The 24105-nt window shown below is 62.5% G+C and carries 20 protein-coding genes and 2 pseudogenes; 11 read left to right on the top strand and 11 right to left on the bottom strand.

The window, feature by feature from the left end; translation table 11 throughout:
- Positions 1-57: 57 nt before the first annotated feature.
- The 7 genes and pseudogenes from QIY50_25385 to QIY50_25355 all read left to right on the top strand — a co-directional run bounded on the left by QIY50_25385 (position 58) and on the right by QIY50_25355 (position 7234).
- Positions 58-1116, top strand: coding sequence for a phosphotransferase family protein (locus QIY50_25385; GenBank protein ID WGV20546.1), 1059 nt, complete (start codon positions 58-60; stop codon positions 1114-1116).
- Positions 1113-1469, top strand: a complete 357-nt coding sequence (lvaB, locus tag QIY50_25380; protein ID WGV20545.1) for a 4-hydroxypentanoyl-CoA kinase subunit LvaB — start codon at positions 1113-1115, stop codon at positions 1467-1469. Before QIY50_25385 ends, lvaB begins: the two co-directional genes overlap by 4 nt.
- A gap of 53 nt (positions 1470-1522) precedes the next feature.
- Positions 1523-2695 (top strand): acyl-CoA dehydrogenase family protein, encoded by a 1173-nt coding sequence (locus QIY50_25375; GenBank protein ID WGV20544.1) that lies wholly within the window; start codon positions 1523-1525, stop codon positions 2693-2695.
- Positions 2695-3462: an SDR family oxidoreductase gene (locus tag QIY50_25370; GenBank protein ID WGV20543.1), complete on the top strand. Its 768-nt coding sequence runs from the start codon at positions 2695-2697 to the stop codon at positions 3460-3462. The genes QIY50_25375 and QIY50_25370 overlap by 1 nt, the downstream gene beginning before the upstream one ends.
- Positions 3463-3545: 83 nt before the next feature.
- Positions 3546-5199, top strand: a pseudogene (locus tag QIY50_25365) (acyl-CoA synthetase).
- Between the two features lie 56 nt (positions 5200-5255).
- A complete protein-coding gene (locus QIY50_25360) occupies positions 5256-5579 on the top strand; it encodes a DUF485 domain-containing protein (protein ID WGV20542.1) in 324 nt (107 codons plus the stop codon).
- Positions 5576-7234 (top strand): cation acetate symporter, encoded by a 1659-nt coding sequence (locus QIY50_25355; protein WGV20541.1) that lies wholly within the window; start codon positions 5576-5578, stop codon positions 7232-7234. The genes QIY50_25360 and QIY50_25355 overlap by 4 nt, the downstream gene beginning before the upstream one ends.
- Before the next feature lie 49 nt (positions 7235-7283).
- Here the strand turns inward: QIY50_25355 and QIY50_25350 are convergent, their stop codons facing one another.
- From QIY50_25350 to QIY50_25300, 11 genes and pseudogenes are all read right to left on the bottom strand, one after another.
- The gene (locus QIY50_25350; protein ID WGV20540.1) at positions 7284-7436 is read right to left on the bottom strand and encodes a hypothetical protein; all 153 of its coding nucleotides are present in this window, start codon (positions 7434-7436) and stop codon (positions 7284-7286) included.
- 66 nt (positions 7437-7502) lie between these two features.
- On the bottom strand, positions 7503-8411 hold the full coding sequence (locus QIY50_25345) for an NAD(P)-binding domain-containing protein (GenBank protein WGV20539.1): 909 nt from the start codon (positions 8409-8411) through the stop codon (positions 7503-7505).
- A gap of 54 nt (positions 8412-8465) precedes the next feature.
- Positions 8466-9845 (bottom strand): aspartate aminotransferase family protein, encoded by a 1380-nt coding sequence (locus QIY50_25340; protein ID WGV20538.1) that lies wholly within the window; start codon positions 9843-9845, stop codon positions 8466-8468.
- Positions 9846-9941: 96 nt separating this feature from the next.
- Complete coding sequence (locus QIY50_25335; GenBank protein ID WGV20537.1) at positions 9942-10151, bottom strand: hypothetical protein; 210 nt, start codon at positions 10149-10151, stop codon at positions 9942-9944.
- Positions 10148-11152: a diaminobutyrate--2-oxoglutarate transaminase gene (locus QIY50_25330; protein ID WGV20536.1), complete on the bottom strand. Its 1005-nt coding sequence runs from the start codon at positions 11150-11152 to the stop codon at positions 10148-10150. Before QIY50_25330 ends, QIY50_25335 begins: the two co-directional genes overlap by 4 nt.
- 91 nt (positions 11153-11243) lie before the next feature.
- Complete coding sequence (locus tag QIY50_25325) at positions 11244-12668, bottom strand: gamma-aminobutyraldehyde dehydrogenase (protein WGV20535.1); 1425 nt, start codon at positions 12666-12668, stop codon at positions 11244-11246.
- 79 nt (positions 12669-12747) lie between these two features.
- Positions 12748-14079: an APC family permease gene (locus QIY50_25320; GenBank protein ID WGV20534.1), complete on the bottom strand. Its 1332-nt coding sequence runs from the start codon at positions 14077-14079 to the stop codon at positions 12748-12750.
- A gap of 12 nt (positions 14080-14091) precedes the next feature.
- Entirely contained in the window at positions 14092-15249 is a 1158-nt protein-coding gene (locus QIY50_25315) for an iron-containing alcohol dehydrogenase (protein WGV20533.1), read from the bottom strand.
- Between the two features lie 194 nt (positions 15250-15443).
- Positions 15444-16319: an alpha/beta hydrolase gene (locus QIY50_25310; GenBank protein ID WGV20532.1), complete on the bottom strand. Its 876-nt coding sequence runs from the start codon at positions 16317-16319 to the stop codon at positions 15444-15446.
- Positions 16316-17843 (bottom strand): annotated as a pseudogene (locus QIY50_25305) (NAD(P)/FAD-dependent oxidoreductase). Before QIY50_25305 ends, QIY50_25310 begins: the two are co-directional and overlap by 4 nt.
- A gap of 294 nt (positions 17844-18137) precedes the next feature.
- Positions 18138-18719: a TetR/AcrR family transcriptional regulator gene (locus QIY50_25300; protein WGV20531.1), complete on the bottom strand. Its 582-nt coding sequence runs from the start codon at positions 18717-18719 to the stop codon at positions 18138-18140.
- A 464-nt stretch (positions 18720-19183) separates the two neighbouring features.
- On the opposite strand from QIY50_25300, the gene QIY50_25295 reads away from it, so the two are divergent.
- From QIY50_25295 to QIY50_25280, 4 genes are all read left to right on the top strand, one after another.
- Entirely contained in the window at positions 19184-20101 is a 918-nt protein-coding gene (locus tag QIY50_25295; GenBank protein WGV20530.1) for a phytanoyl-CoA dioxygenase family protein, read from the top strand.
- 36 nt (positions 20102-20137) lie between these two features.
- On the top strand, positions 20138-21505 hold the full coding sequence (locus QIY50_25290) for an FAD-binding oxidoreductase (GenBank protein ID WGV20529.1): 1368 nt from the start codon (positions 20138-20140) through the stop codon (positions 21503-21505).
- A gap of 17 nt (positions 21506-21522) precedes the next feature.
- On the top strand, positions 21523-22230 hold the full coding sequence (locus tag QIY50_25285) for a hypothetical protein (GenBank protein ID WGV20528.1): 708 nt from the start codon (positions 21523-21525) through the stop codon (positions 22228-22230).
- Between the two features lie 392 nt (positions 22231-22622).
- Positions 22623-24044, top strand: a complete 1422-nt coding sequence (locus tag QIY50_25280; GenBank protein WGV20527.1) for a DUF1329 domain-containing protein — start codon at positions 22623-22625, stop codon at positions 24042-24044.
- Positions 24045-24105 lie beyond the last annotated feature (61 nt).

The raw sequence follows: 24105 nt of genomic DNA, 5'->3' as shown, positions 1-24105 counted from the left end.
AGGCCTTGCTCTTGGGCTTGTGCCAACCCAGAAACCAAAGGCAGGGCCTACAGACCCATGAGCAGTTCACCAACGATTTCCCCGGCCAGCGATACGTTCGCGGCCATGACTGACGATCACCGCCTGGCCGAGTTCATCCGAGAGCAGGCCTCGGCAACGCGGGTGGTCATCCAGGCGCGCAAGCGCCTGAGCGGCGGTGCCATCCAGGAAAACTGGCTGCTGGACCTGCTGATCGAAGGCGGCCCGTGGGCTGGTGTCCGGCGTTGGGTACTGCGCAGCGATGCGCTTTCAGCGCTACCCGCCAGCCTTGACCGTGAACAGGAGTTCGCCGTGCTGCAGGTGGTTTACCAGGCCGGCGTGAAAGTGCCACGCCCGCTCTGGCTGTGCCGCGATGTGCGCGTGCATGGGCGGGTGTTCTTCGTGATGGAGTATGTGCCGGGTAGCGCTACCGGCCGCGCGCTCAGCACCGGCGCCGGTCCTCAGGGCCGGGCGCAACTGGCGGCGCAGCTTGGCGCCAACCTGGCGCGTCTGCATCAGGTCCGCCCGCCGTGCGCCACGCTGGGCTTCCTGTCCGTTCCGGACAGCTCGCCGGCCCTGGCGACCATCGACGCCTACCGCCGCTACCTCGACACCCTCGCCGATGCCTATCCGGTGCTGGAATGGGGCCTGCGCTGGTGCGAGCTGCATGCGCCGCGCAGCAGCACCCTGTGCTTGTTGCACCGTGACTACCGCACCGGCAACTACCTGGCCAGCGAAGAAGGGCTGGAGGCCGTGCTCGACTGGGAGTTCACCAGCTGGGGAGATCCTTGCGAGGACCTCGGCTGGTTCACCGCCCGCTGCTGGCGTTTTACCCGTCCAGACCTCGAAGCCGGCGGCATTGGCCAGCTGGAGGATTTTCTGCGTGGTTATCACGAGGTGTCTTCGCTGTGCATCGAACGCAGTCAGCTGCACTACTGGCAGGTCATGGCCACCCTGCGCTGGGCAGTCATTGCCTTGCAGCAAGGGCAGCGCCATCTGTCCGGTGAAGAACCGTCGCTCGAGTTGGCACTGACAGCCCGGCTGTTGCCGGAGCTCGAACTCGACATCCTGCACATGACTGGAGCCGAAGCGCCATGACCCAACCCAACGCCCACCAATTGCTCGAGATCGCCCGCGCGACGCTTCTGGAGCAGCTGTTGCCAGCGCTGCCCGGCGAGTTGCGTTACCCGGCCTTGATGATCGCCAACGCCATGGCCATTGCGGCCCGCGAAAGCCGCCTGGGTGCTCAGGCCGAGGATCAGGAGCAGGCGCGTCTGGTCGCCTTGGTCGATGACGCGCCGTCGACATTGCCCGACCTGCGCCGCCAACTGGCTCGCGCCATTCGCCAGGGCAGCCATGACGCCCCGCAAACCCGGCGCACCCTGGTCGAGACATTGCGCCAGATCACCGTTGCCCGATTGGCGATCAGCAACCCCAAGGCCTTGCCCTGAAACTGCATCGACCACCCCATTCCTCCGATAGACAAGAACACACAAGGACAGCCATGAACTTCACTCTCCCGGACGAACTGCTCGCCTTGCAGGCCAAGACCCGAGACTTCATTGCCGAACAGGTCATCCCGTTCGAGAACGACCCCCGCCAGGACAGCCATGGCCCCAGCGACGCCCTGCGCCAGGACCTGGTGGCCCGCGCCCGCGCCGCCGGCTTGCTGACGCCTCACGCCAGCCGCGAAATGGGCGGCCTGGAGCTGAGCCATGTGGCCAAGGCGATCGTTTTCGAAGAGGCCGGTTACTCGCCGCTGGGCCCGGTAGCGCTGAATATCCATGCGCCGGACGAAGGCAATATCCACCTGATGGACGTGGTCGCCACCGAGGCGCAGAAGGACCGCTGGTTGCGCCCGCTGGTCCAGGGCCATGCCCGTTCGTGCTTCGCCATGACCGAGCCTGCTCCGGGCTCCGGTTCGGATCCGTCGATGCTGCGTACCACTGCCACCCGCGATGGCGACGACTATCTGATCAATGGCCGCAAGTGGCTGATCACCGGGGCCGAAGGCGCGGACTTCGGCATTATCATGGCGCGCATGGAGGATGGCACCGCGACCATGTTCCTGACCGACATGAAGCGCGACGGCATCATCCATGAACGTCAGCTGGACTCGCTGGACGGCTGTTTTACCGGTGGTCACGGGCAGCTGCGTTTCGACAACCTGCGTATCCCGGCGAGCGATGTCCTCGGCGAGATCGGCAAGGGCTTCCGTTATGCCCAGGTGCGCCTGGCGCCCGCACGCTTGACTCATTGCATGCGCTGGCTCGGTGCCGCGCGCCGCGCCCACGACATCGCCTGCGACTATGCGCGCACCCGTGACGCCTTCGGCAAGCCGCTGGGCGAGCACCAGGGCGTGGGCTTCATGCTCGCCGACAACATGATGGACCTGCACGTGGTGCGCTTGGCGGTCTGGCACTGCGCCTGGGTGCTCGACCAGGGCCGGCGTGCCAATGTCGATTCGAGCATGGCCAAGGTGATCAGCGCCGAGGCGCTGTGGCGGGTGGTCGATCGTTGCGTCCAGGTATTGGGTGGCCGCGGGGTGACCGGGGACACCGTGGTGGAGCGGATCTTCCGCGACATTCGCCCGTTCCGCATCTATGACGGTCCGAGCGAAGTGCACCGCATGAGCCTGGCGAAGAAGCTGCTCGACCAGCGCCTGGGGGCCCACTGATGCAGCCGAACCTTGTCCGACTGTTCGCCCTTGACGGGCGCCGCGCCCTGGTGACCGGGGCCTCCAGCGGCCTGGGCCGTCACTTCGCCATGACCCTGGCCGCTGCAGGCGCCGAGGTGGTGGTGACCGCCAGGCGCCAGGCGCCGCTGCGGGCGTTGGTGGAGGCCATCGAGGTGGCTGGAGGGCGGGCGCAGGCCTTTGCCCTCGATGTGACCAGCCGTGAGGACATCTGCCGGGTGCTCGATGCCGCCGGCCCGCTGGATGTCCTGGTCAACAATGCGGGGGTGAGCGACAGCCAGCCTTTGCTGGCCTGCGATGATCAAACCTGGGACCACGTGCTCGACACCAACCTCAAGGGCGCCTGGGCCGTGGCCCAGGAAAGCGCCCGGCGCATGGTGGCGGCGGGGAAGGGGGGCAGCCTGATTAATGTCACCTCGATCCTCGCCTGCCGTGTGGCCGGTGCCGTAGGCCCTTACCTGGCGGCCAAGGCCGGCCTGGCCCACCTGACCCGCGCCATGGCGCTGGAGTTGGCGCGCCATGGCATCCGGGTGAACGCCCTGGCGCCCGGCTACGTGATGACTGATTTGAACGAGGCCTTCCTGGCCAGCGAGGCCGGTGACAAGTTGCGTTCGCGTATCCCCAGCCGACGCTTCAGCGTGCCGTCGGACCTGGACGGCGCCTTGCTGCTGCTCGCCAGCGATGCTGGGCGGGCGATGAGCGGCGCCGAGATCGTGGTCGATGGCGGCCATCTGTGCAGCAGCCTGTAACGCGCCCTGGCGCAATAATAACAAGAACAGGAGGTAGGTATGTGCGTGCAAAACCTGAGCAAAGTGTCGATGAGGTGTCTGCCATGATGGTTCCAACCCTCGATCACGAGCTTGCCCCCAACGAAGCCAACCATGTGCCGCTGTCGCCGCTGTCGTTTCTCAAGCGGGCCGCACAGGTATATCCGCAGCGAGATGCGGTGGTCTATGGTAAGGCGGCGTTACAACTATCTTCAGTTGCACGAGCGCAGCCGTGCTCTGGCCAGTGCCCTGGAGCGGGTCGGTGTGCAACCGGGCGAACGGGTGGCGATACTGGCCCCGAACATCCCTGAAATGCTCGAAGCCCACTATGGCGTGCCCGGTGCCGGGGCGGTGCTGGTATGCATCAACATTCGGCTCGAGGCACGCAGCATCGCCTTCATCTTGCGGCACTGCGCGGCCAAGGTATTGATCTGCGACCGCGAGTTCGGTGCCGTGGCCAGTCAGGCGCTGGCCATGCTCGATGCGCCGCCCTTGCTGGTGGGCATCGACGATGATCAGGCCGAGCGCGCCGACCTGGCCCACGACCTGGACTACGAAGCGTTCCTGGCCCAGGGCGACCCCGCGCGACCCTTGAGTGCGCCACAGAACGAATGGCAGTCGATCGCCATCAACTACACCTCCGGCACCACGGGGGACCCCAAGGGCGTGGTGTTGCATCACCGCGGCGCCTACCTAAACGCCTGCGCTGGGGCGCTGATCTTCCAGTTGGGGCCGCGCAGCGTCTACCTGTGGACCTTGCCGATGTTCCACTGCAACGGCTGGAGCCATACCTGGGCGGTGACGTTGTCCGGTGGCACCCACGTGTGTCTGCGCAAGGTCCAGCCTGATGCGATCAACGCCGCCATCGCCGAGCATGCCGTGACTCACCTGAGCGCCGCCCCGGTGGTGATGTCGATGCTGATCCACGCCGAGCATGCCAGTGCCCCTCCGGTGCCGGTATCGGTGATCACTGGCGGTGCTGCCCCGCCCAGTGCGGTTATTGCGGCGATGGAGGCGCGTGGCTTCAACATCACCCATGCCTATGGCATGACCGAAAGCTATGGCCCCAGCACATTGTGCCTGTGGCAGCCGGGGGTCGACGAGTTGCCGCTTGAGGCCCGGGCGCAGTTCATGAGCCGCCAGGGTGTCGCCCACCCGATGCTCGAGGAGGCCACGGTGCTGGATACCGATACCGGCCGCCCGGTTCCAGCCGATGGCCTTACCCTTGGCGAGCTGGTGGTGCGCGGCAACACCGTGATGAAAGGCTACCTGCACAACCCAGAGGCCACCCGGGCCGCATTGGCCAATGGCTGGCTGCACACGGGCGACCTGGCCGTGCTGCACCCGGACGGTTACGTGGAAATCAAGGACCGGGCCAAGGACATCATCATCTCCGGTGGCGAGAACATCAGTTCGCTGGAAATCGAGGAAGTGCTCTACCAGCACTCAGAGGTGGTTGAGGCGGCGGTGGTGGCGCGCCCGGACTCGCGCTGGGGTGAGACACCCCATGCGTTCGTCACCTTGCGCGCTGATGCGCTGGCCACGGTTACGGAGGCCGACCTGATCCGCTGGTGCCGTGAACGCCTGGCGCACTTCAAGGCGCCGCGGCATGTGTCGCTCACGGAACTGCCCAAGACCGCCACCGGCAAGATCCAGAAGTTCGTCCTGCGCGAGTGGGCCCGGCAACAGGAGGCGCAGACCGCCGACGCCGAGCATTGATCGAGCTGCAACAGCTGCACACCCCATAACAACAAGTACATTGAGCGAGGTGTCCCATGTCCAGCCTGTTATACGCGCGCGTTCGCGCCAGTGCCCGGTTCCAGCAACTGGTGACGCGCAGAAACCGTTTTACCCTGAGCCTGTTCGTGCTGATCCTGGCCTTGTTCTATGGCTACATCGCATTGGTATCGTTCTGGCCCGAGCTGATCGCCAGGCGCCTGGTCGAGGGGTCGAACATGACCTTCGGCGTCGCGGCCGGCGCTTTCCTGTTCGTGTTCTTCTGTGCGCTGTCGGCGTTCTATGTGTACCGGGCCAATGGCGAATTCGATCGCCTGACGCAGACGCTGGTCGCCGGGCTGGAAGAGGAGTGGGGCGCATGAAGAAACTACTGCCTCTGGCTTTGTTGCTGCACTCCGGCCTGCTGTTGGCTTCGCCTGCGCTCGGCGCGGGCCAGCGTCAGCCGCTCAACCTGCATGCGATAGGCATGTTCATGGTGTTCGTGCTGTTCACCCTGTGCATCACCTGGTGGGCAGCGCGGCGCACCCGCTCGACGGCGGACTTCTACAGTGCCGGTGGCGGCATCCTGGGCTGGCAGAATGGCCTGGCGCTGGCCGGTGACTACATGTCCGCCTCGACGCTGTTGGGGATCACCGCGCTCATCTACACCTCCGGCATGGACGGCTACATCTACCTCATTGCCTTCTTCGCGGGCTGGCCGGTGTTGCTGCTGTTGATGACCGAGCGGCTGCGCAACCTGGGCCGCTTCACCTTCGCTGACATCACTTCGTACCGCCTCGACCAGGGCAAGGTGCGCACCATGGCCGCCATCGGTTCGCTGACCGTGGTGTGTTTCTACCTGGTGGCGCAGATGGTCGGGGCCGGGCAGTTGATCAGGCTGCTGTTCGGCCTGGACTATCACATCGCCTTGGTGATCGTCGGTGCGCTGATGATGCTGTATGTGACCTTCGGCGGCATGGTGGCGACCACCTGGGTGCAGATCATCAAGGCATTCCTGCTGCTGGTGGGCGGCTCCGTGGTGCTGTTCCTGGCGATGCGCGAATTCGACTTTAGCTATGACACCCTGGTCAGCAAGGCCATGCACACCCATGCCCTGGGCGAGCGCCTGCTGGCGCCCGGCAGCCTGCTGGCTGACCCATTGACAGCGCTGTCGCTGAGCCTGGGGCTGGTGTTCGGCACCGCCGGGCTGCCGCATATCCTGATGCGCTTCTTCACCGTCAGCGATGCCCGGGAGGCACGCAAGTCGGTGCTCTATGCCACCGGGTTCATCGGCTACTTCTTCAATGTCATTTTCCTGCTGGGCCTGGCGTCGATCGTGATCGTCAGCCAGCAGCCGCAGTTCTTCGAAGGCGGGCAGGTGGGTGGCAAGCTGGTGGGCGGGGGCAACATGGTGGTCATGCACCTGGCCCAGGCTGTAGGCGGCAACCTGCTGCTGGGCTTTTTGTCTGCCGTGACCTTCGCCACCATCCTGGCCGTGGTGTCAGGCCTGGCCCTGGCCGGGGCGTCCGCCATCGCCCATGACCTGTATGCGCGGGTGATCATGAAAGGCGCGGCCAGCGAGGCCCAGGAGCTGCGGGTGACCAAGCTGGCGACCCTGGGCCTTGGCCTGGTGGCGATAGCCCTGGGCATCGTGTTCGAAAACATCAACGTGGCCTTCATGGTCGCGCTGGCCTTTGGCATCGCCGCTTCGGCCAACTTCCCGGTGCTGTTCCTGTCGATGTTCTGGTCGGGGTTGACCACGCGCGGCGCGTTGGCCGGTGGCTACGTGGGGTTGGTCAGCGCCATGGGCTTCGTGGTGTTTTCCAAGCTCGTGTGGGTGGATGTGTTGCACTTTCCCGAGCCGCTGTTCCCTTATACCCAGCCTGCGCTGTTCTCCATGCCGCTGGCGTTTGCGGTGGCGTATGGCGTTTCCCGGCTAGACCGGACTGCGAGAGCCAAGGCAGAAAGGGCGGCGTTCGCCGACCAGTTCGTAAGGGGCCAGACCGGCCTTGGTGCCAGCGGTGCGGTCGATCATTGATTACCTGCGGCCGCTGGCGGATGCGTGCCAGCGGCCAGGTGAAACCTCGTTAATACCCCCTGAAAATCTCGCCGATGCTGGTGATCGGATGCCCCATGCGCTGCGCCGCCGCTCGGTTGACGAGAGAAGGCCTGGGGGCAAGCAGGGCACTCAGGAAAACGGCCAGCGTCAACACGGCCAGTAGAAAACCAAATCGGCGCATATGATCCTCCAGCGATTTTTATTGTTGTTGTCTTCAGGTTCGATCCGAAAGGCCAGTATCACGCGGTTAGTGCCCGGGCGCTTTGTCGTGGGCGAATGACAGGGTGATGGCTGCAATGTCCTGGTTGCCATAGCCCATTGATGCCGCGCGCTGCGCGACTTGGCATACCGCGTCGAACACTGGCGTCCAGGCCCCTTGTGCATGCAGGGATTGGGCAATGTGCGCGAAGGCATCTACATGTACATCGAGCCTCGCCTGGTCGCCTGCGAAATCCTGCGCTTCGAGCCGGCGTGCCGCTTCCTCGAGTGCGTCGGCGACGAAAAAGCGTGACGTGTCGAGCAGGAGCCTGGCTGTCTTCGAAACCGACAGGCCAAACCGTTCGCTCGCACCCACGGCCTCGAAGAACGCAACCATCGCGGCAAACGCATGGGCGTGGAGCACGCTCGCGAAGGCCAATGCTTCGCCCCAGGGAAGGAACACCGTATGGCCGGCGAGCCCTTCAAGCAGCGACCGGTGCTGCTCGAAGGCCTCACGATCGCCGGTATGAATACTGTGGCTTTCGCGATGGCCGACGTTGCGCGGGTAGGCCACGATCATCCCTTTGACGTAATGGCCGCCCGCCCGATTGACGAGGCCCTGAAGCGCCGGTCCCTCGTCCTGGGCGTTGGTGGTGTAATCGACGATCGTACGGTTGGCCAGTGCATGCATCACACCTGGCATCCCGAGCACCTCGTGGGTCGCGTGGTTGTCCAGGAGCACGAAGATCGTGGCCGGGCTTGCAACCAGCGCGGTTTCAACGCTGTCGCACAGGTGAGCGCCAGCGGCGACGAGCGACGCAGCCTTGCCGGGTGATCGATTCCAGATCGCCACGCGTTTGCCTTGCTTGAGCAACGCGTGTGCCATGAGCGTTCCCATCGCACCGAGCCCGACCACGGACACATCAAACTCGAAACTTTCATCATTTTGTTCGCGCACGTTCAAAGCCTCTTGATTGTTGTTTTATGTGATGCCCCACGGGAGAGCCTTTGCTCACCGCAGGTTCTGCGATCGGGCCCAGTCCGTTGCATCAGCCAACGTGCGCTCGAAGGCGCTGAAGATCGCTTCGATGTCGCCCTGCGTGGTAATCAACGGCGGGCAGAACGCGATCGTGTCGTAGAGGGCGCGAATGATCAGCCCATGCTTGTGGGCCTGTGTGAACACGTAGCCACCCAGTGCACCTGGCTGGGCGAACGGTTGGCCGGTGGCCTTGTTCGCAACCAGTTCGATCCCGCCCATCAGCCCGACGCCTCGGACGTTGCCGACCAGCGGGTGGTCTTCGAACGTGCGCAGGTGGCGCTGGAACATGGGGGCCAGGCGCTGGACATGGCCAACCAGGTCGCGCTCTTCGATGATGCGGATGTTTTCCAGCGCAACCGCGGTGGCGACGGGGTGGCCCGTGCAGGTCAGGCCATGGGCGAATGCCCCCAGGCGCTGGCTCTGGCTCACCAGTACATCGTTGATGGCATCGGACACCACCACGGCCGCCAGCGGCTGGTAGGAAGAGGTGAGCTGCTTGGAGAGCACCATGATGTCGGGCTGGATGTCGTACAGCTGAGCCCCGAACATCGTGCCCAGCCTGCCAAAACCGGTGACGATCTCGTCGATCACCACAAGAATGTCGTAGCGCCTGCACACTGTCTGGATCGCCGCCCAGTAGCCAGTGGGAGGAGGGATCACGCCGCCCGCTGCGATCACCGGTTCGCCGACGAAGGCGGCAATGCTTTCCGGCCCTTCGGCGAGGATGTAGCGCTCCAGTTCGTTCGCCAGGCGGGCCGAAAAGGCTTCCTGCGTTTCCCCTGGCCGGGCGAACCGGTAGAAGTTCGGGCACGTCAGATGGTGAACCGGGATGGCCGGCAGGTCGAAGTCGCGATGAATCGAGGGGATGCCGGTCAGGCTCCCGGCAGCGATGGTGGCGCCGTGATAGGCCTGCTGGCGAGAGATGAATTTCTTCTTGTGCGGTTTGCCCAGCGCGTTGTTCACGTACCAGAGCATCTTCACCACCGAGTCGTTGGCTTCGGAGCCTGAATTGGTGAAGAAAACATGGTTCAGGTCGCCCGGCGCCAGCTCGGCCAGCTTGGCGGCGAGCGCCGCCGCCGGGGCGTTGGTCTTGTGGCTGAAGCTGTGGTAGTAGGGCAGTTGCCTGAACTGCTCGACGGCGGCGTCGACCAGGCGCTTTTCACTGAAGCCCAAGGCAACGCTCCACAGGCCCGACATCGCCTCGATGTAGGCGTTGCCTTGCTCATCGAAGACCCGCACGCCGTCGCCGCCGGCGATCACGAGGGGGCCGATTTCCTGGTGCTGCGCCAGGTTGGTGTTGGGGTGTATGAATGAAGCCAAGTCATTCTGGATGGTTGAAGTGACGTTGCTCATTGGTGTGATTTCCTGCCACGGACGGGTTGTCGACTGCACGCGATGAGCCTGCATGCGGCGCTGTATCGATACAGGCCGCACCGCAGGCCCGTGCAGTTACTGGCTAAACGCTGCCGCGACCGATTCGCCGAAGGCTTTCAGGCCTTCTTCGAGCTGGTCGGTCGGGGTGTTCACCGGTGGCATCAGCTTGATGATTTCGCCGTTCGGGCCGCAGCGGTCGACCAGCACACCCGCCTGCAGCACACGCTGCTGGGCATCCTTGGCGAATGCGACGTTGCCGCGACCGAAGTCGATGCCGGCGATCATGCCGCGACAGCGCGCGGAGGCGACACGCCAGGAATTTCCGCGAAACCGGCGACCGCGCGCTCCATGGCCGCGCAGTTGGTGGCCAGCAACTTCAGGAACGACTCATCGCGCCAATAGCCGAGCGCGATCTGGGCCGTCAAGAAGGCCAGTTGATTGCCGCGGAAGGTGCCGATGTGATCGCCCGGTTGCCACACATCCAGCCCGGCGCGAATCAACACGATCGCCATCGGCAGGCCGAAGCCGCCGATCGATTTGGCGCAGGTGATCAGGTCTGGCACCACCCCGGAGCGCTCGAAGCCGAAGAAGTCGCCGGTGCGCCCGCAGCCGGCCTGGATTTCGTCGCAGATGAGCAACACGCCGTGATCGCTGGTCCACTTGCGCAAGCGTTGCAGCCATTCGTTGGAAGCCGGGTAGACGCCGGCCTGGATCTGCACGGACTCGACGATCACCGCCGCCGGTAGCTCCGAGCCGCTGCCCTGGTCGTTGGCCAGGCGCTCGAGGAAGCCAATGCTGTCGAATTCGCCGTAGGGGCTGTCTTCGTACGGCACGAACACCACATCGGTGGAAAGCCCAGGGCCACGGCGAGTGCGGTTGCCGGTGACGGCCAAGGCGCCGGCGGTCATGCCGTGGTAAGCCCCATAGAACGAGACGACCTTGGTACGCCCCGTCGCCTTGCGCGCCAGCTTCAACGCCGCCTCGACGGCGTCGGCACCGGTCGGGCCGGTGAACTGCACCTTGTAGTCCCAGCCGCGTGGCTTGAACAGGTCGCGCTCGATCGCTTCGAGAAACTGGCGCTTGGTGGTGGTGTGCAGGTCGAGGGCGTGGGTCACGCCGTTGGACGACAGATACGCGATCAAGGCATCGCGCATGCGCGGGTCGTTGTGGCCATAGTTCAGGGCGCCGGCGCCAGCGAAGAAGTCCAGGTACTCGCGGCCGTCTTCACCTCGGATCTTGCTGCCTTGGGCGGTATCGAACACCAGCGGCAAGTCACGGCAGTACATCCGCACGTTGGACTCGAGCCTTTTCGAATGTCTCGATGTTGTTCATGCAAACCTCTTGAAAAATGATCTGGGCTATCTGGGTCGTGGGCGGTCAGTGCTTGAACATCACGTGGCGAACCACGGTGTAGTCTTCCAACCCGTACATCGACAGGTCCTTGCCGTAGCCGGACAGCTTCACGCCACCATGGGGCATTTCGCTCACCAGCATGAAGTGGGTGTTGACCCAGGTGCAGCCGTATTGCAGGCGAGCGGCCAGGCGATGGGCGCGACCCACATCGGCGGTCCATACCGACGAGGCCAGGCCGTAGTCCGATTCATTGGCCCATGCCAGTGCCTGGGCTTCGTCTTCGAATGGCGAAACCGTCACCACCGGGCCGAAGATTTCACGGCACACTACCTCGTCCTCCTGCGTAGCGCCGGCCAGGACCGTCGGCTCGAAGAAGAAGCCGCCGCCCGCAGCGCGCTTGCCGCCGGTGACCACCTCAATGTGAGGCAGTTCCTTGGCACGGTTCACGAAGCCCTCGACACGCTCCAGGTGCTCTTGGGTGATCAGCGGGCCCATCTCGGTCGCCGGGTCATCCTGAAGCCCGCACTTGATGCTGGACACGGCTTCGCCGAGCTTGCGCACGAACTCCGGGTACACCGCCTTCTGCACATAGAGGCGGCATGCGGCGGTGCAGTCCTGGCCGGCGTTGTAGAAGCCGAAGGCGCGGATGCCTTCGACGGCGGCGTCGATGTCGGCATCGTCGAAGATCAACACCGGTGCCTTGCCACCGAGCTCCATGTGCATGCGTTTGACGCTGTCGGCGGTGCCTTCGATGATACGGCTGCCGGTGCGCACGGAGCCGGTCAGCGACACCATGCGTACCTGGGGGTGGCTGGTCAGCGGCTCACCCACCGAGGCGCCGCGACCGTGCACGATGTTGACCACACCGGCGGGGAAGATGTCGGCGAGCAACTCGCCCAGTTTCAAGGTGCTCATCGGCGTGTGTTCCGACGGCTTGAGCACGACGGTGTTGCCGCCGGCCAAGGCTGGGCCCAGTTTCCAGGCTGCCATCAGCAGGGGGTAGTTCCACGGCGCGATGGAGGCGACCACGCCCACCGGGTCGCGGCGGATCATCGAGGTGTGGCCCGGGATGTACTCGCCCGCCGCCGAGCCCTGCAGGCAGCGCACGGCACCGGCAAAGAAGCGGAACACGTCGGATACGGCAGGCAGTTCATCCTGCAACACGGCGGTGAACGGCTTGCCGCAGTTGTCTGCCTCCAGGCGGGCAAACACCGGCGCCTGGGCGTCGATGCTGTCAGCGAGCTTGAGCAGCAGTGCCGCGCGGTCCTTGGGCGGCGTTTGCGACCAGGCGTCGAAGGCCGCATCCGCGCTTTGCACCGCGGCATGGACCTGGGCACGGCTGGCTTCGGTGGTCTGTACCAGGACGCTGCCCAGGGACGGGTTGTACACGTCGAGGTTTTCGCCTTCGCCGGCCACCAGGGCACCGTTGATCAAGAGTTTGGTTTGCATGTCGATTCTCGCCATTGAACGGCAAGGCCATGGCCTTGCCTTGTGGTTGTCGTCAGGGCATTCGATTGGAAGGTGGCCGCTACGCCAGCGCGTCAGGCACTGGGTTGCGGAAGAAGCTGGTCCGGCAGGCGAGGTAAACCGCGCCCAGGGCGAGCCAGCTACAACCCATGATCAGTGCGTCTTTATCCAGGCTGGCCAGCATCCAGCCGGCCGTGACCAGGCCGATGAGTGGGAAAAGCACGCCGTGCAGCAGGCCGGCCCCGTCCTTGACGCGTGCGTCAAAGGTGAGCCGCAACGCGCAGAGGTTGACGGCGGTGAAGGCTAGAAAAGCGCCGAAATTGACCAGGGACGTCGCGGTGGCGATCGTCAGGCCAAAACCTGCGGTGCCGAAAATGCCGCAGAGCAGGATGTTGAAGACCGGGGTCTTGTAACGAGGATGCAAGGCCCCGAATAGCTTGCGTGGCAGTTGGTTGTCCCGGCCGAGGGCGTACAGCAGCCGGCCCACGCTGGCCTGGAATGACATGCCTGCGGCGAAGTGGGCGATGATGATCCCCGCCAGGACCACGACGAAGAACAGGTCGCCGCCGATCATGCGGGCTATCTCGAAGGCAGCCCCGTCCACGAACTCGAATGTGGGGGAGGGGTGCGCCAGGTACATGAAGTACGAGGAGCCGACGTAGACCGAGCCGCCGATCAACGCGACCAGCAGGATGGCGCGCGGCAGTGTGCGGCCCGGGTCGCGGGTTTCCTCGCTGAGCGTGGACAGCGCGTCAAAGCCCAGGAACGAGTACGCGGCGATGGCGGCGCCGGCCATGCTGGTGGCGAAGGGCACGTTCTGGTTGAAGAACGGCTTGGCCGACAACAGCCCGCCAGGGCCGTTGGCCGCGACAATGTAGTGCACGCACAGGCCGATGAACACGACGATGATGGCCAGTTGCGCGACCATCAACAGCACGTTGAAACGGTTGGCAACCTGGATGCCCAGCACGTTCAGCAGCGAGGTGGAGACGATGAACCCGATGATCCACACCCACTGCGGCACTTCTGGAAACGCCATGTTGAGGTAGCTGGCACCGAGCAGCCAGATCAGCATGGGGATGAAGAAGTAATCGAGCAGGGCGGCCCAGCCCACCATGAAACCGAGGTTCGCGCTCAGCATCTTGCGGGTATAGGTGTAGGCTGAACCGGCCACCGGGAACACCCTGACCAGCCGGCCATAGCTCAACGCCGTGAACACCACGCCGGTCGCCGCGATCAGGTAGGCCATCGCCGTGGTGTTGCCGCTGGCCTGGGTAATCACGCCATAGGTGCCGAAGACGATCAACGGCGCCAGGAACGCCAGGCCGAACAGCAGTACCGAAAACGGACCCAGGGTGCGCTTCAGCGAAGCGCTAGGGATTGATTCGCTCATGACTGACATCCCTCACGCTACGAAGTGGTAAGCAGTGGCGACGATTTCACGGTAGGTCTCGACGGTCATTTCCTTGGCATTGCTGGCGTCGGAGAAGTTTTTCTTCGACTTTTCAGCGATGGTCAGGAAGTCTTCCTCGCGCACGCCCTTCACCTCGGCGAAGCGGGGGATGCCCAGATCCTTGCTCATCTGGAACAGGTAACCGACAGCGGCCTCGGCGGCCTCGGCCGGCGAGAGGTTGGGGTCGATCCCGAGCGCATAGGCGACCTGGGCGTGGCGGGTGATGTCGGCATCGCGGTTGTGACCGAACACGAAGGGCAGGAAGATCGCGTTGCCCACGCCGTGCGGTGTGTCGTACATGCCACCGATGGCTTCGGAGATGCAGTGCACGCTGCCGACGTCGGCGTTCCCGAAGGCCATGCCGGCGATCAGACTAGCCACCAGCATCTGCTGGCGGGCGTGCAGGTTGCCAGGCTCCAGCACGGCGGGCTTGAGGTGTTGGCTGATCAGGCGGATGGCGTGCAGCGCCAGGCCGTCGCTGATCGGGTTCGCCATGCGACCGGTGTAGGCTTCGATGGCGTGGGTGAGGGCATCCATGCCGGTTGCGGCGGCAATCGACGAAGGCAGCGTGTCGAGAATATGGGCGTCGAGCAGTGCCAAAACGGGCCCGACCCGGTAATCCTGGACGCTCATCTTGAAATGGCGGACGGTGTCGGTGATCACCGCGAAGCAGGTCACTTCACTGCCGGTGCCGGCGGTGGTCGGGATGGCGACGATAGGTGGAATGGCATGCTTAAGGGTGAAAGAACCCTCGTAGTCTTCGATCCGGCCCTCGTGGGTCAGCAGCAGGCTGATGGCCTTGGCCGCGTCCATCGCGCTGCCGCCGCCGATGGCCAGGAGGCCCTGGATACCTTTGCCGCGGTACAGCTGTGCCGCGCGGTTGATGTCTTCGCTGCGAGGGTTCGCCTTCACGTCCGCGATTTCGTCGAACGAAATGCCCGACCTTTCCAGGCTGGCGTAAACGCTGTTCAGCAGCCCGGCGGCCTTGACCCCGGCATCCGTGACGATCAGAACGTGCTTGAGCCCCAATTCACGCAGATGCTCGCCAGTGCGCTCACGCAGGCCTGGCTCCATCACGACTTTGGTGGGGAGTAAGAACTTGAATTCCATACGTACCTCTTGCTCAGTTGTTGTCGTTGTTGAACGGGCAGTGGAGGAGCATCGCGCCAGGCCGTCGTCGCGGCTCAGGTGTGCTTGAAACTGGAATGTTGTTGTTTTGGGTTTGGGTTAAGCCTGTTGCGAGAAACCTCTGGTGGAATAAAAAGAGGGGCGGCCAAGCAATCCGCCCCTAAATGGAAACGGTGTTAGCGCATGTGCCCTGCCAGCAGGGAAAGCAGTGTGCCCGACAGGCACGTTGGGAAGTCATGCCCCATCCCAGGCAACAGCACCAGGCTCGACTGGCGAATCGCCGCGGCCGTGGCGAAGCCTCCGGTGGTCGCGACCATGAGGTCTTTGTCCCCGTGGATGACCAGCGTGCTGCAGCGAACCCGCTGCAGCTCCTGGGTGCGGTCTCCAGAGTTGATGATGGCGCCGATCTGCCGGGCGGTGCCGAGGTTGCTCACCTCGCCGCCGCCGCGCTCCCAGGCCTGCGTGGCGTAGTTGCGCAGGGCTTGCTCGTCGCATTCGAGGGGCGAGCCGATCAGTCGCATGATGTCCACGTAGTCCCGAACGCTTTCCTGCTGGTTGCGCGGCGGGCGGCGCAGTAGTTGGAAAAGGGCTTTGAGCGCGGGCTGGCCGACGCGCAGCGAGCCGGTGGTCGAGAAGATCGAAGTGAGCGTCCTGACGCGCTCGGGGTACCGGGCCGCGAGGGTCTGGGCGATCATGCCGCCCATCGACATCCCCACCACGTGCGCCGTTTCCAGGTTCAGGCCGTTCATGAGCCCGATCACGTCGTTGGCCATGTCGCCCAGGTCATAGCCGGGAGTGCGCTTGCGCAGGAACTGCTGCATGGCCGTGGGAGGTACCACGTCGGTGAAGAACGATCGGCCCGAGTCACGGTTGTCCAGCGTGATGACGCGGAACCCGCGCTCGACCAGGCCGGCGATGATCGGTTGCGGCCAGTAGGTCAATTGCAGCCCCAGGCCGACGATGAGCAGGACCGCCGGGGCGTCGTCATCGCCGTGAGTGCGATAGCAGAGCTTGCGCTCCCCCGGTAGCTCGCAGAAGCGATCGGCGCTCATCGACGGCTACCTTGTTGCTGCAGCATGACACCAGCGTGCAAAGGCGCGTTGGGCACTGTGGTGAACGAGAGGCACTTGTCGGCAACGTTGCCCCGACGCAGCAGTTTGACGTCGCGGAAGTAGTCCATCGACATCACCCAGGGCTCACGCGGCCCTTGGCGCGGCATGCTGTCCAAGGCGCGTTGCACGTAGCCGGCGCCAAAGTCCAGCAAGGGGCGGGTTTCGATACCGGCTGGCGCCTTGGGTTCGCAGACGTTGTGGCCCTGTTTGTCCATGAAGCCCAGCAGGCGACAGAAATGATCGCACAGCAGGCACACTTTCAAGGTCCAGGACGAGTTGGTGTAGCCCACGGCAAAGGCGAAATTGGGCACACCAGAGAGCATCATGCCTTTATAGGCCAGGGTTTCGCTGAGTATCACCGGTCGGCCGTCCTTGTGCAGGGTGATGCCGCCGAACAGCTGTACGTTCAGCCCCGTGGCGGTGACGATGATGTCGGCCTTCAGTGTCTTGCCCGATTTGAGCAATACTCCGGACTCGGTGAACCGCTCGATGTGATCGGTGACGATGTCGGCTTTGCCTGCGCTGATGGCTTTGAACAGATCGCCTTCGGGGACCGAACACAAGCGCTGGTCCCAGGGGTTGTAGGGCGGGTTGAAATGTACGTCGACCGGGTAGTCTTTGGGCAATTCCTTGCGGGTCAGCCACAGCAGCAGCTTTTTCGAAAGCTTGGGGAAGCGTTGGCAGAATGCCCAGAAAGCCAGGGTGATCTTGGCGTTCTTGTAGCGTGTCAGGGAATAGGCGGTTTGCGCAGGCAGGATTTTGCGCAGAAACGCTGCAACGGAGTCTTTGGCGGGCTTGGTTGATGATGTAGGAAGGGGTGCGCTGCAGCATGGTGATGCTGGCGACCTTGTCCGCCATCGCTGGAATCAAGGTTACCGCCGTTGCACCGCTGCCGATGACGACGACACGCTTGCCCGTGTAGTCCAGGTTTTCCGGCCAGTGCTGGGGATGAATGATCTGTCCCTTGAACGCCTCCGTGCCCTCGAAGCGTGGGCTGAACCCTTGGTCATAGCGGTAGTAACCGCCTGCACTGAACAACCAGCGGCACTCGATGATGCGGGTTTCTGCCGTGTGACCATCCTCGACGCTCACTGCCCAGAGCCCTTTATCGCTCTGCCAGTTCGCCGAAACGACTTTCTGCCGGTACTGGATGAAGGACGCCAGTTCATATTCGTCGATGGCTTCTCGCAGGTATTCGAGAATGTCTGCGGCGTCCGCCAGGGACTTTGCCTTGGTCCAGGGCTTGAAGTCGAAACCGAAGGTGTACAGGTCCGAGTCGGAGCGAATGCCAGGGTAGCGGAACAGGTCCCAGGTGCCGCCCATTCGTTCGCGGGACTCGAGAATCGCAAATCGTTTGTGCGGCTGATGACGCCGCAGGTAGGCTGCCGCACCAATGCCAGACACACCGGCTCCCATGATCAAAATATCGAGCGGCTCAACCGGAAGAGCAGTGTGAGAGGACATGTCGCCTCCTATTGTTGTGTTATAGAGACTTGGTCAAATGACTTGATCGTTTGGCAAGAATAGGATTGGCAACGCAGGCGGATCAAGGTGCGAAATGCACCAGGTTTCTATTGGTTTGGGATGATTTGCACCATCGCGCCATGGCGCGGGGGCAGTTCTCTCAAGAAAGGGAGAGGCAAGGAGGGGGCAGGCTGGGGCAGTCGCCCGGTATGAGAAAGGCGGGAAGGTAAGCCAGGTTGATGGCTAGTCAGTACCGATCGCGCCGTACTGAAGCACGGCGCATTCGAACCTTGATCAGTAACTGGCCACCAGCAGTTTTACAGCTTGGCAGGCGGTTTCGGTCTCGGCTTCCAAGCGTTCCCGGTCGCCATGGGCGGACCAAGCCAGCAACAGGCCGTCGAACAGGTTGATGAGCAAGCGGCTGATGGTGGTCAGCCTGGCCTGGTCCAGCCCGGGGCCAGTGACCTTTTCGATGGCTTGCTTGGTCGCTTCGACGGATACGGTATAGATCTTGGTTGCCATGGCCGGGTTGTTGCGCAGGTTCCAGAAGAAGAGCTCGAACTGTGTGGTCGCCAGGTCAGGGTGGGCGGTGAACCATTTGACGAGCTGGCGCAGCATTTCCCCCACCGACTCTGCCGCCGTGGCGCCTGTGGGTACGTCCTGCAACGACTGTTGCGGCATGTTGATCAAGGACTCATAGACCGCATAGAACAACTCGTCCTTGGTATGGAAGACGTAGTGCAACGAAGCCAGTGGCGAATTCGCCTCGGCCGCGATACGGCGAGTGGTGGCGTTGGCTATTCCATGTTCCGCGATCACTTTCACGGTGGCTTCAATAAAGTCTTGTCTGCGCAATTCAGCGCCTATTCGAGCCATTGGGCATTTCTCCCTCTTCGGTATTGCCGCCAGCCATCGGGTCTGGCCTCGGCGGGGACGAATGCTAACGCATGGTTGTTTCCCAATCCATGCGTCGATGCGATTGAGCGTCAGGGGGCGGTCTGCGCGACGCCTTCCCTGGGAAACTTTAGATAACAAGTGTTTCGTTAATACACAATATGGCGTGCCGGGCGAACACGGGGAGGCACCGATTTGGGAACGCCAGTATCACTGTGCATCGGCAGGCCAGACGCTCGCCCCTGAATTTCCGTGGACGCTGGCGCGGGTCAGGAAAACGGCACGTGAATTGCTTTGGTCATAAGACTTGATCAAGTGATCATGTCGGTTGATCAGTCGATCGCTCTTGTCGGTAGTGCCGGATTTTCGGCGCTCGCGACAGGTGAGCGCAGGGTGCCTACGGCAACTTGTAGCCGGGCCCTGGGCCCAGATCCGCTGAGCAAACAATGACTCAAAGCACACAGGTAAATGCGCAAATGGATACACGGAAACTTTCGACGGTCAGCAGCGACACACCGGTCGAGCAGGTAGTGGAAATCATCAAGCGTGACGGTGCCGTAATCATTTCCAACTTTGTCTCGGAAGGCACCTTGAAGGCCCTGACCGAGGAGTTGGACACCTTTTTGAGTGTCACGCCTTGCGGTATGGACCCTTACTTTGCCGGCACCCAGACACGCCGCGTCGCCCGAATTCTCGGGCGAAGTGACACGGCGGTAGAGGTGGCGCTGAATCCGTTGTTTCTCGAGTCCGCCAGAAAGATCTTGCAAACACCTACCCATGTCTGGGTCGGAAGCGACCGCGTCGAGATCGAGCCGGATATCCAACTCAGCATTACCCAGGCTATCCAGATCGGCCCAGGCCAGGGTTTGCAACCTTTGCATCGCGACGATGCCACATCGCTCTGGCGGCATCCGCAATATGGTCGTGAGGCTCGGCTGCAAATCATGCTGGCCATTACGGACTTCACCGAAGAGAACGGTGCGACACGTGTCATTCCCGGCAGCCATCAATGGGATGACGAACGCATGCCAACGCAGGAAGAAACAATCGCCGCCGAAATGAAGGCAGGCTCTGCGCTGCTATGGATGGGGTCGGTCTACCACGGTGGTGGCGCCAATACATCCTCAACGCCTCGCACCGGTCTGACCATGGCGTATGACTTGGCTTTCCTGCGACTGGAAGAAAACCACTTCCTGTCCATTCCTGTTGAGCGTGTTCGGCAGCTCCCTGCGCAACTGCAACGTCTGCTGGGTTGGAGTGCCAGCTCCACGCTGCTGGGTTGGGTTGAAATCGATGGGCAGATGCGCGACCCACAAGAGCTTCTGGGCATGGCGTCTTTCTCCGAGCCAGGCAAAGGCTTCTAACCCTTCCCCTTGGCAGAATTCCCTGGAGCGAAGTGAATGAATGCGTCGAACAATGTGGCCGGGAACGGTTCGGAAACACTGAGGTTTCGCAGCCTCGGCGGGTGGGTGGAACGTCCTATCGACCTGCAACCTGAATTGAAAGGTCACGCGCATGCCGATGTGATCGTGATAGGAGCCGGGTTTGCCGGTTTATCGACGGCCTTGGAGCTGTCAGCCCTTGGGGCGAGCGTCATCGTGCTGGAGCAGGAGTTCGCCGGTTTCGGTGCCAGTGGGCGCAATGCCGGTTACCTGCTCGGCAGCATGGGAATCGAGTGCGAAGTCTTCGTCAAGCGCGTGGGGCTGGAACAGGCCAGGACGTTCGTCAGTTTCTACGACGAGGCTGTCACGTATGTGGAAGGGCGTTTCGCGGCGTTGGGTATAGATTGTGACTACATCCCCTCGGGGGTTATCCGAGCTGCCGTGCATCCAGGCCAGGAAAAGCGGCTGCGCGCGAACATGGCGCTTGGGCACACATTGGGCTCTGTGACCCGTTTCGTGGACCAGGCCGAGATGCGCGCCCGCGGGCTCCCACCTGCCTTTTTGTTTGGCAGCGAGCAGCGCGGTGGCACCCTGAACCCAGGGAAGTACATCGGTGGCCTGCGCCGTGCGGCCATCCAGGCCGGCGTGAAACTCTACGAACGCACCCCGTTGGTTTCCTACAGTGAAGGGCAAGTCATCACTTGCAAGACCCCGTTCGGCACTGCAACGGCGCCCGTGATGGTCATGGCGACCAACGCCTATACGCCTCAGGTGGGACTGTTGCGCAACAAGGTGGCGCCGATTCGCGTATCGGCAATCGAAACCGAGCCCCTGTCGACGGAGCAGTTGGCTGCCCTGGGATGGAAAGGGCGAGAAGGGATCATCACCCCGCACTACACGATGGAGAGCCACCGCCTGACGGCGCATGACACCCTGGTGTTGACGGTCAAACAGTTGGGCTATGCCTACGGTTCCAAGACTCCCAACATTCCGGACTACAGCGCCTATGCCGCGTTGGCGCGGGTGTTGCGCCAACGTTTTCCGGGTCTGCAAGGCCTTGGCATTCAGCACTGCTGGAGCGGTTATGTCAGTGGGGCTTACGACTTCCTGCCCGTCATCGGCACGACGGGGGCGAAACAGAACATTTTCTATACGGCGGGATGCTCGGGCCATGGCCTTGCGACGCAATCGCTCATGGGCTCGCTGTTCGCCCAGAGAATCAACGGCCAAAAGCCGCCACTGCTTTCGGCATTGCAGCACAAGACACCGTCCATGCTGCCGGAGCCTTTCCAATGGTGCGCTATAAACACGGCGCTTGCAGCGGCCCGGTTGTTGGATGCCTGGACCGATAAAAAAGTGCGCAAAGACAGTGCATTGAAAAACTGAACAGTGCCGGCGCCTCGATGGCGCAAGGCTGTGGCGCGGCATTATTTACAGAGGCGGTTATCGTGGAGCTCAGAGATCTAGGTGCACTGGTTTCGTGCATTCTGTTGGTGGTGTGCGGGCTGGGTTATGGCATGGCATTCGTCAGGCGGAAGAATTATCTGCTTGGCCTGGAGTTCCTGGTCGTGGGGATTTCCGCATCGAACTTCACGGCGTTCATCGCGACGGGTTGGCAGGCCAATTACAATGTCGCGATTTTTCTCGATGCGTTTTCGCGCGGGGTGGGCGTACCTGTTATCGCAACATTGGGGTTGATGGCGGTTACCCACGGTTACAAACCTTCTATAGCAAAAGACCTGCTGCTGTTCGTGGCCGGTTTTGCCGCCACCTGCGTCTACTACCTGTCTGGCATCGTCAACGATACATTGGCGTTCTTCTACTTGCTCATGTGGTCACTCTACACGGTGTACCTGTGCTACTTCACGTGGCGCCTGGCACGTGCCGGGGAGGTGTTCCATGCATTGGCTACCGTGCTGGGCGGGGCGGCGGGGCTGACGGTGGCGTTGCGGTATGACTTCTTTCCGATTCCGGGCGATGACACGAAGATGGTCTTCATGACCTTCGCCTTCCTGACCTGGTCCTATTCGATCGTGCAGTTGTACTACGCCTATGGCGCGCTTGAGCGCTCCAAGCGGGTTTCCTCTCAGTCGCTCGTTCATTCCCGATAACGTTTACTCCATGGCGGGCCACCGGCCTGCTTTTTTGCCGCCCCTCGGGGCGGTTTTTTTTGGGGGGGCATTTTATGCGCCGTACGGTTGTCGGGTGAATGGCACGCCTCAGCTGGTGTCGTTATGCCCAGCCGTCGATCATCTTTTGGTAACACTTGTTTCGATAATTCACATGATGGTGCATGAAAGCGCTGCGTCCACCGCAGGGAGTATCATCTAACTAATTGATATTGAAAGAATATATTTATTCATGAGGATTCTGGCATATGGCTTGCGTCATGATCTTGCGACATGATCGGTTGATCAGGTCAGTTGATCATGAGATGTGACAGGGCTGGTTTTCCGTCTGGAAAGTCGAGCCACGGTCAAAGCCCTTTGTTGAGGATCCTGCAATGAAAGAAGTGACTGAACGGCTGGAAGGTGAAGTGTCCGCTCGCCGTGTTTTCAGGCAACTGCTGCTGGCTTGCGCGGTATCGACCGCGATCTGCTCGGTTCAGGCAGCGACCCAGGAGCCTGAGGCGCTGGGTTCGAAGCTGACCCCTCTGGGCGGTGAGAGCGCAGCGAGTTCAAGCGGGGATATTCCGGCCTGGGCACAGCCAGGGCAGCAGGGGGCGGGGTGGAGTTACGGCCAGGTACGAGGGGAGCACTGGAAGTTCAAGGGTGATAAGCCCCTCTACAGCATCGACGCGAACAATGTGACACAGCATGCGAGCAAGCTGTCCCCTGGCCAGCTCGAACTGTTCAAGAAAGTCCCAGGCTATCGCATGGATGTCTACCCGACCCGTCGTACCTGCAGCGCGCCGGATTTCGTGATCGAGAACACCAGGCAAAACGTTGGCTTTGCCAAGCTCGACGCTGCCGGTGTAGCCCTTGAAGAAGCCCATGTACCCGGTATCCCGTTCCCAATGCCCAGCACTGGGGCCGAGGTAATGTGGAACATGAAGATGCGCTATCGCGGCGTCGGCGTGGAAATTCCCCGGAGCATTTCAGGCATTTCTCCGCGCAAGGGCGGGGAATGGTTGCGCCAGTCGACCGACACCTTCTTCCTGACCCCTTGGGGCAAGAAGGGGAGCGCGCTTTTCTCTTCCTATGGCCGGCTGGAGAACGCGACCTTCTTCAACTACCTGGAGCCCGCTGCGCTGGCCGGTCAATCCGCCGTGCAAACGGCTGTGGCCGGCGAGCAGGCCACGACCTTCTACTACTTCCCTGGTCAGCGTCGCGTGCGGCGCATGCCGTCGTATTCCTACGACGCGCCACAGATCGGCCTCGACAACCAGTACACCGTGGACGAGGCGAACATCTTCTTCGGCACCATGGACCGTTTCGACTGGAAACTGATCGGCAAGCAGGAACTGCTGGTGCCTTACAACGATTTCGGTGCCTACGACACCGCTGCCAAGGTGGAGGCGTTCGCTGGCAACGACTCGATCTCGCCGCAGTCGCGTCGCTATGAACTGCATCGCGTCTGGGTCGTCGAGGCCAATGTTCGCCAAGGCATGCGCCACCAAGCGCCCAAACGCATGTTCTACATCGACGAGGACAGCTGGAACCCGCTGCTGGCCGTCGACTTCGACAAGCAAGGGCAGATCTGGAAGGTGCGTGAAGGGTTCTCGATTCCCGTGTTCGAGACCGGCGCTTGCGACGTGCAGGCCCAGGTCCAGTACAACCTGGCCGAGGGTCGTTACCTCTTCGACATGACCTCCATCGGGGCAGGCAAGAACGATATTCGCTGGATCACCGAAGACAGTGGCAACCCTCGCCTGAAGCGCGACTTCTTCACCTCCGACAATCTGCGAGCCATCAGCGAGCGCTAAACCGACGCCAGATCGAGAGCCAACATGAAAAAAATAATTACGAAAGCGTCAGGCCTTGTCA

The sequence above is a fragment of the Pseudomonas putida genome (assembly GCA_029953615.1).
Classification (GTDB): domain Bacteria; phylum Pseudomonadota; class Gammaproteobacteria; order Pseudomonadales; family Pseudomonadaceae; genus Aquipseudomonas.
Note: the sequence above shows the minus strand (reverse complement) of the source record. Positions and strands in the feature narration are given on the sequence as shown.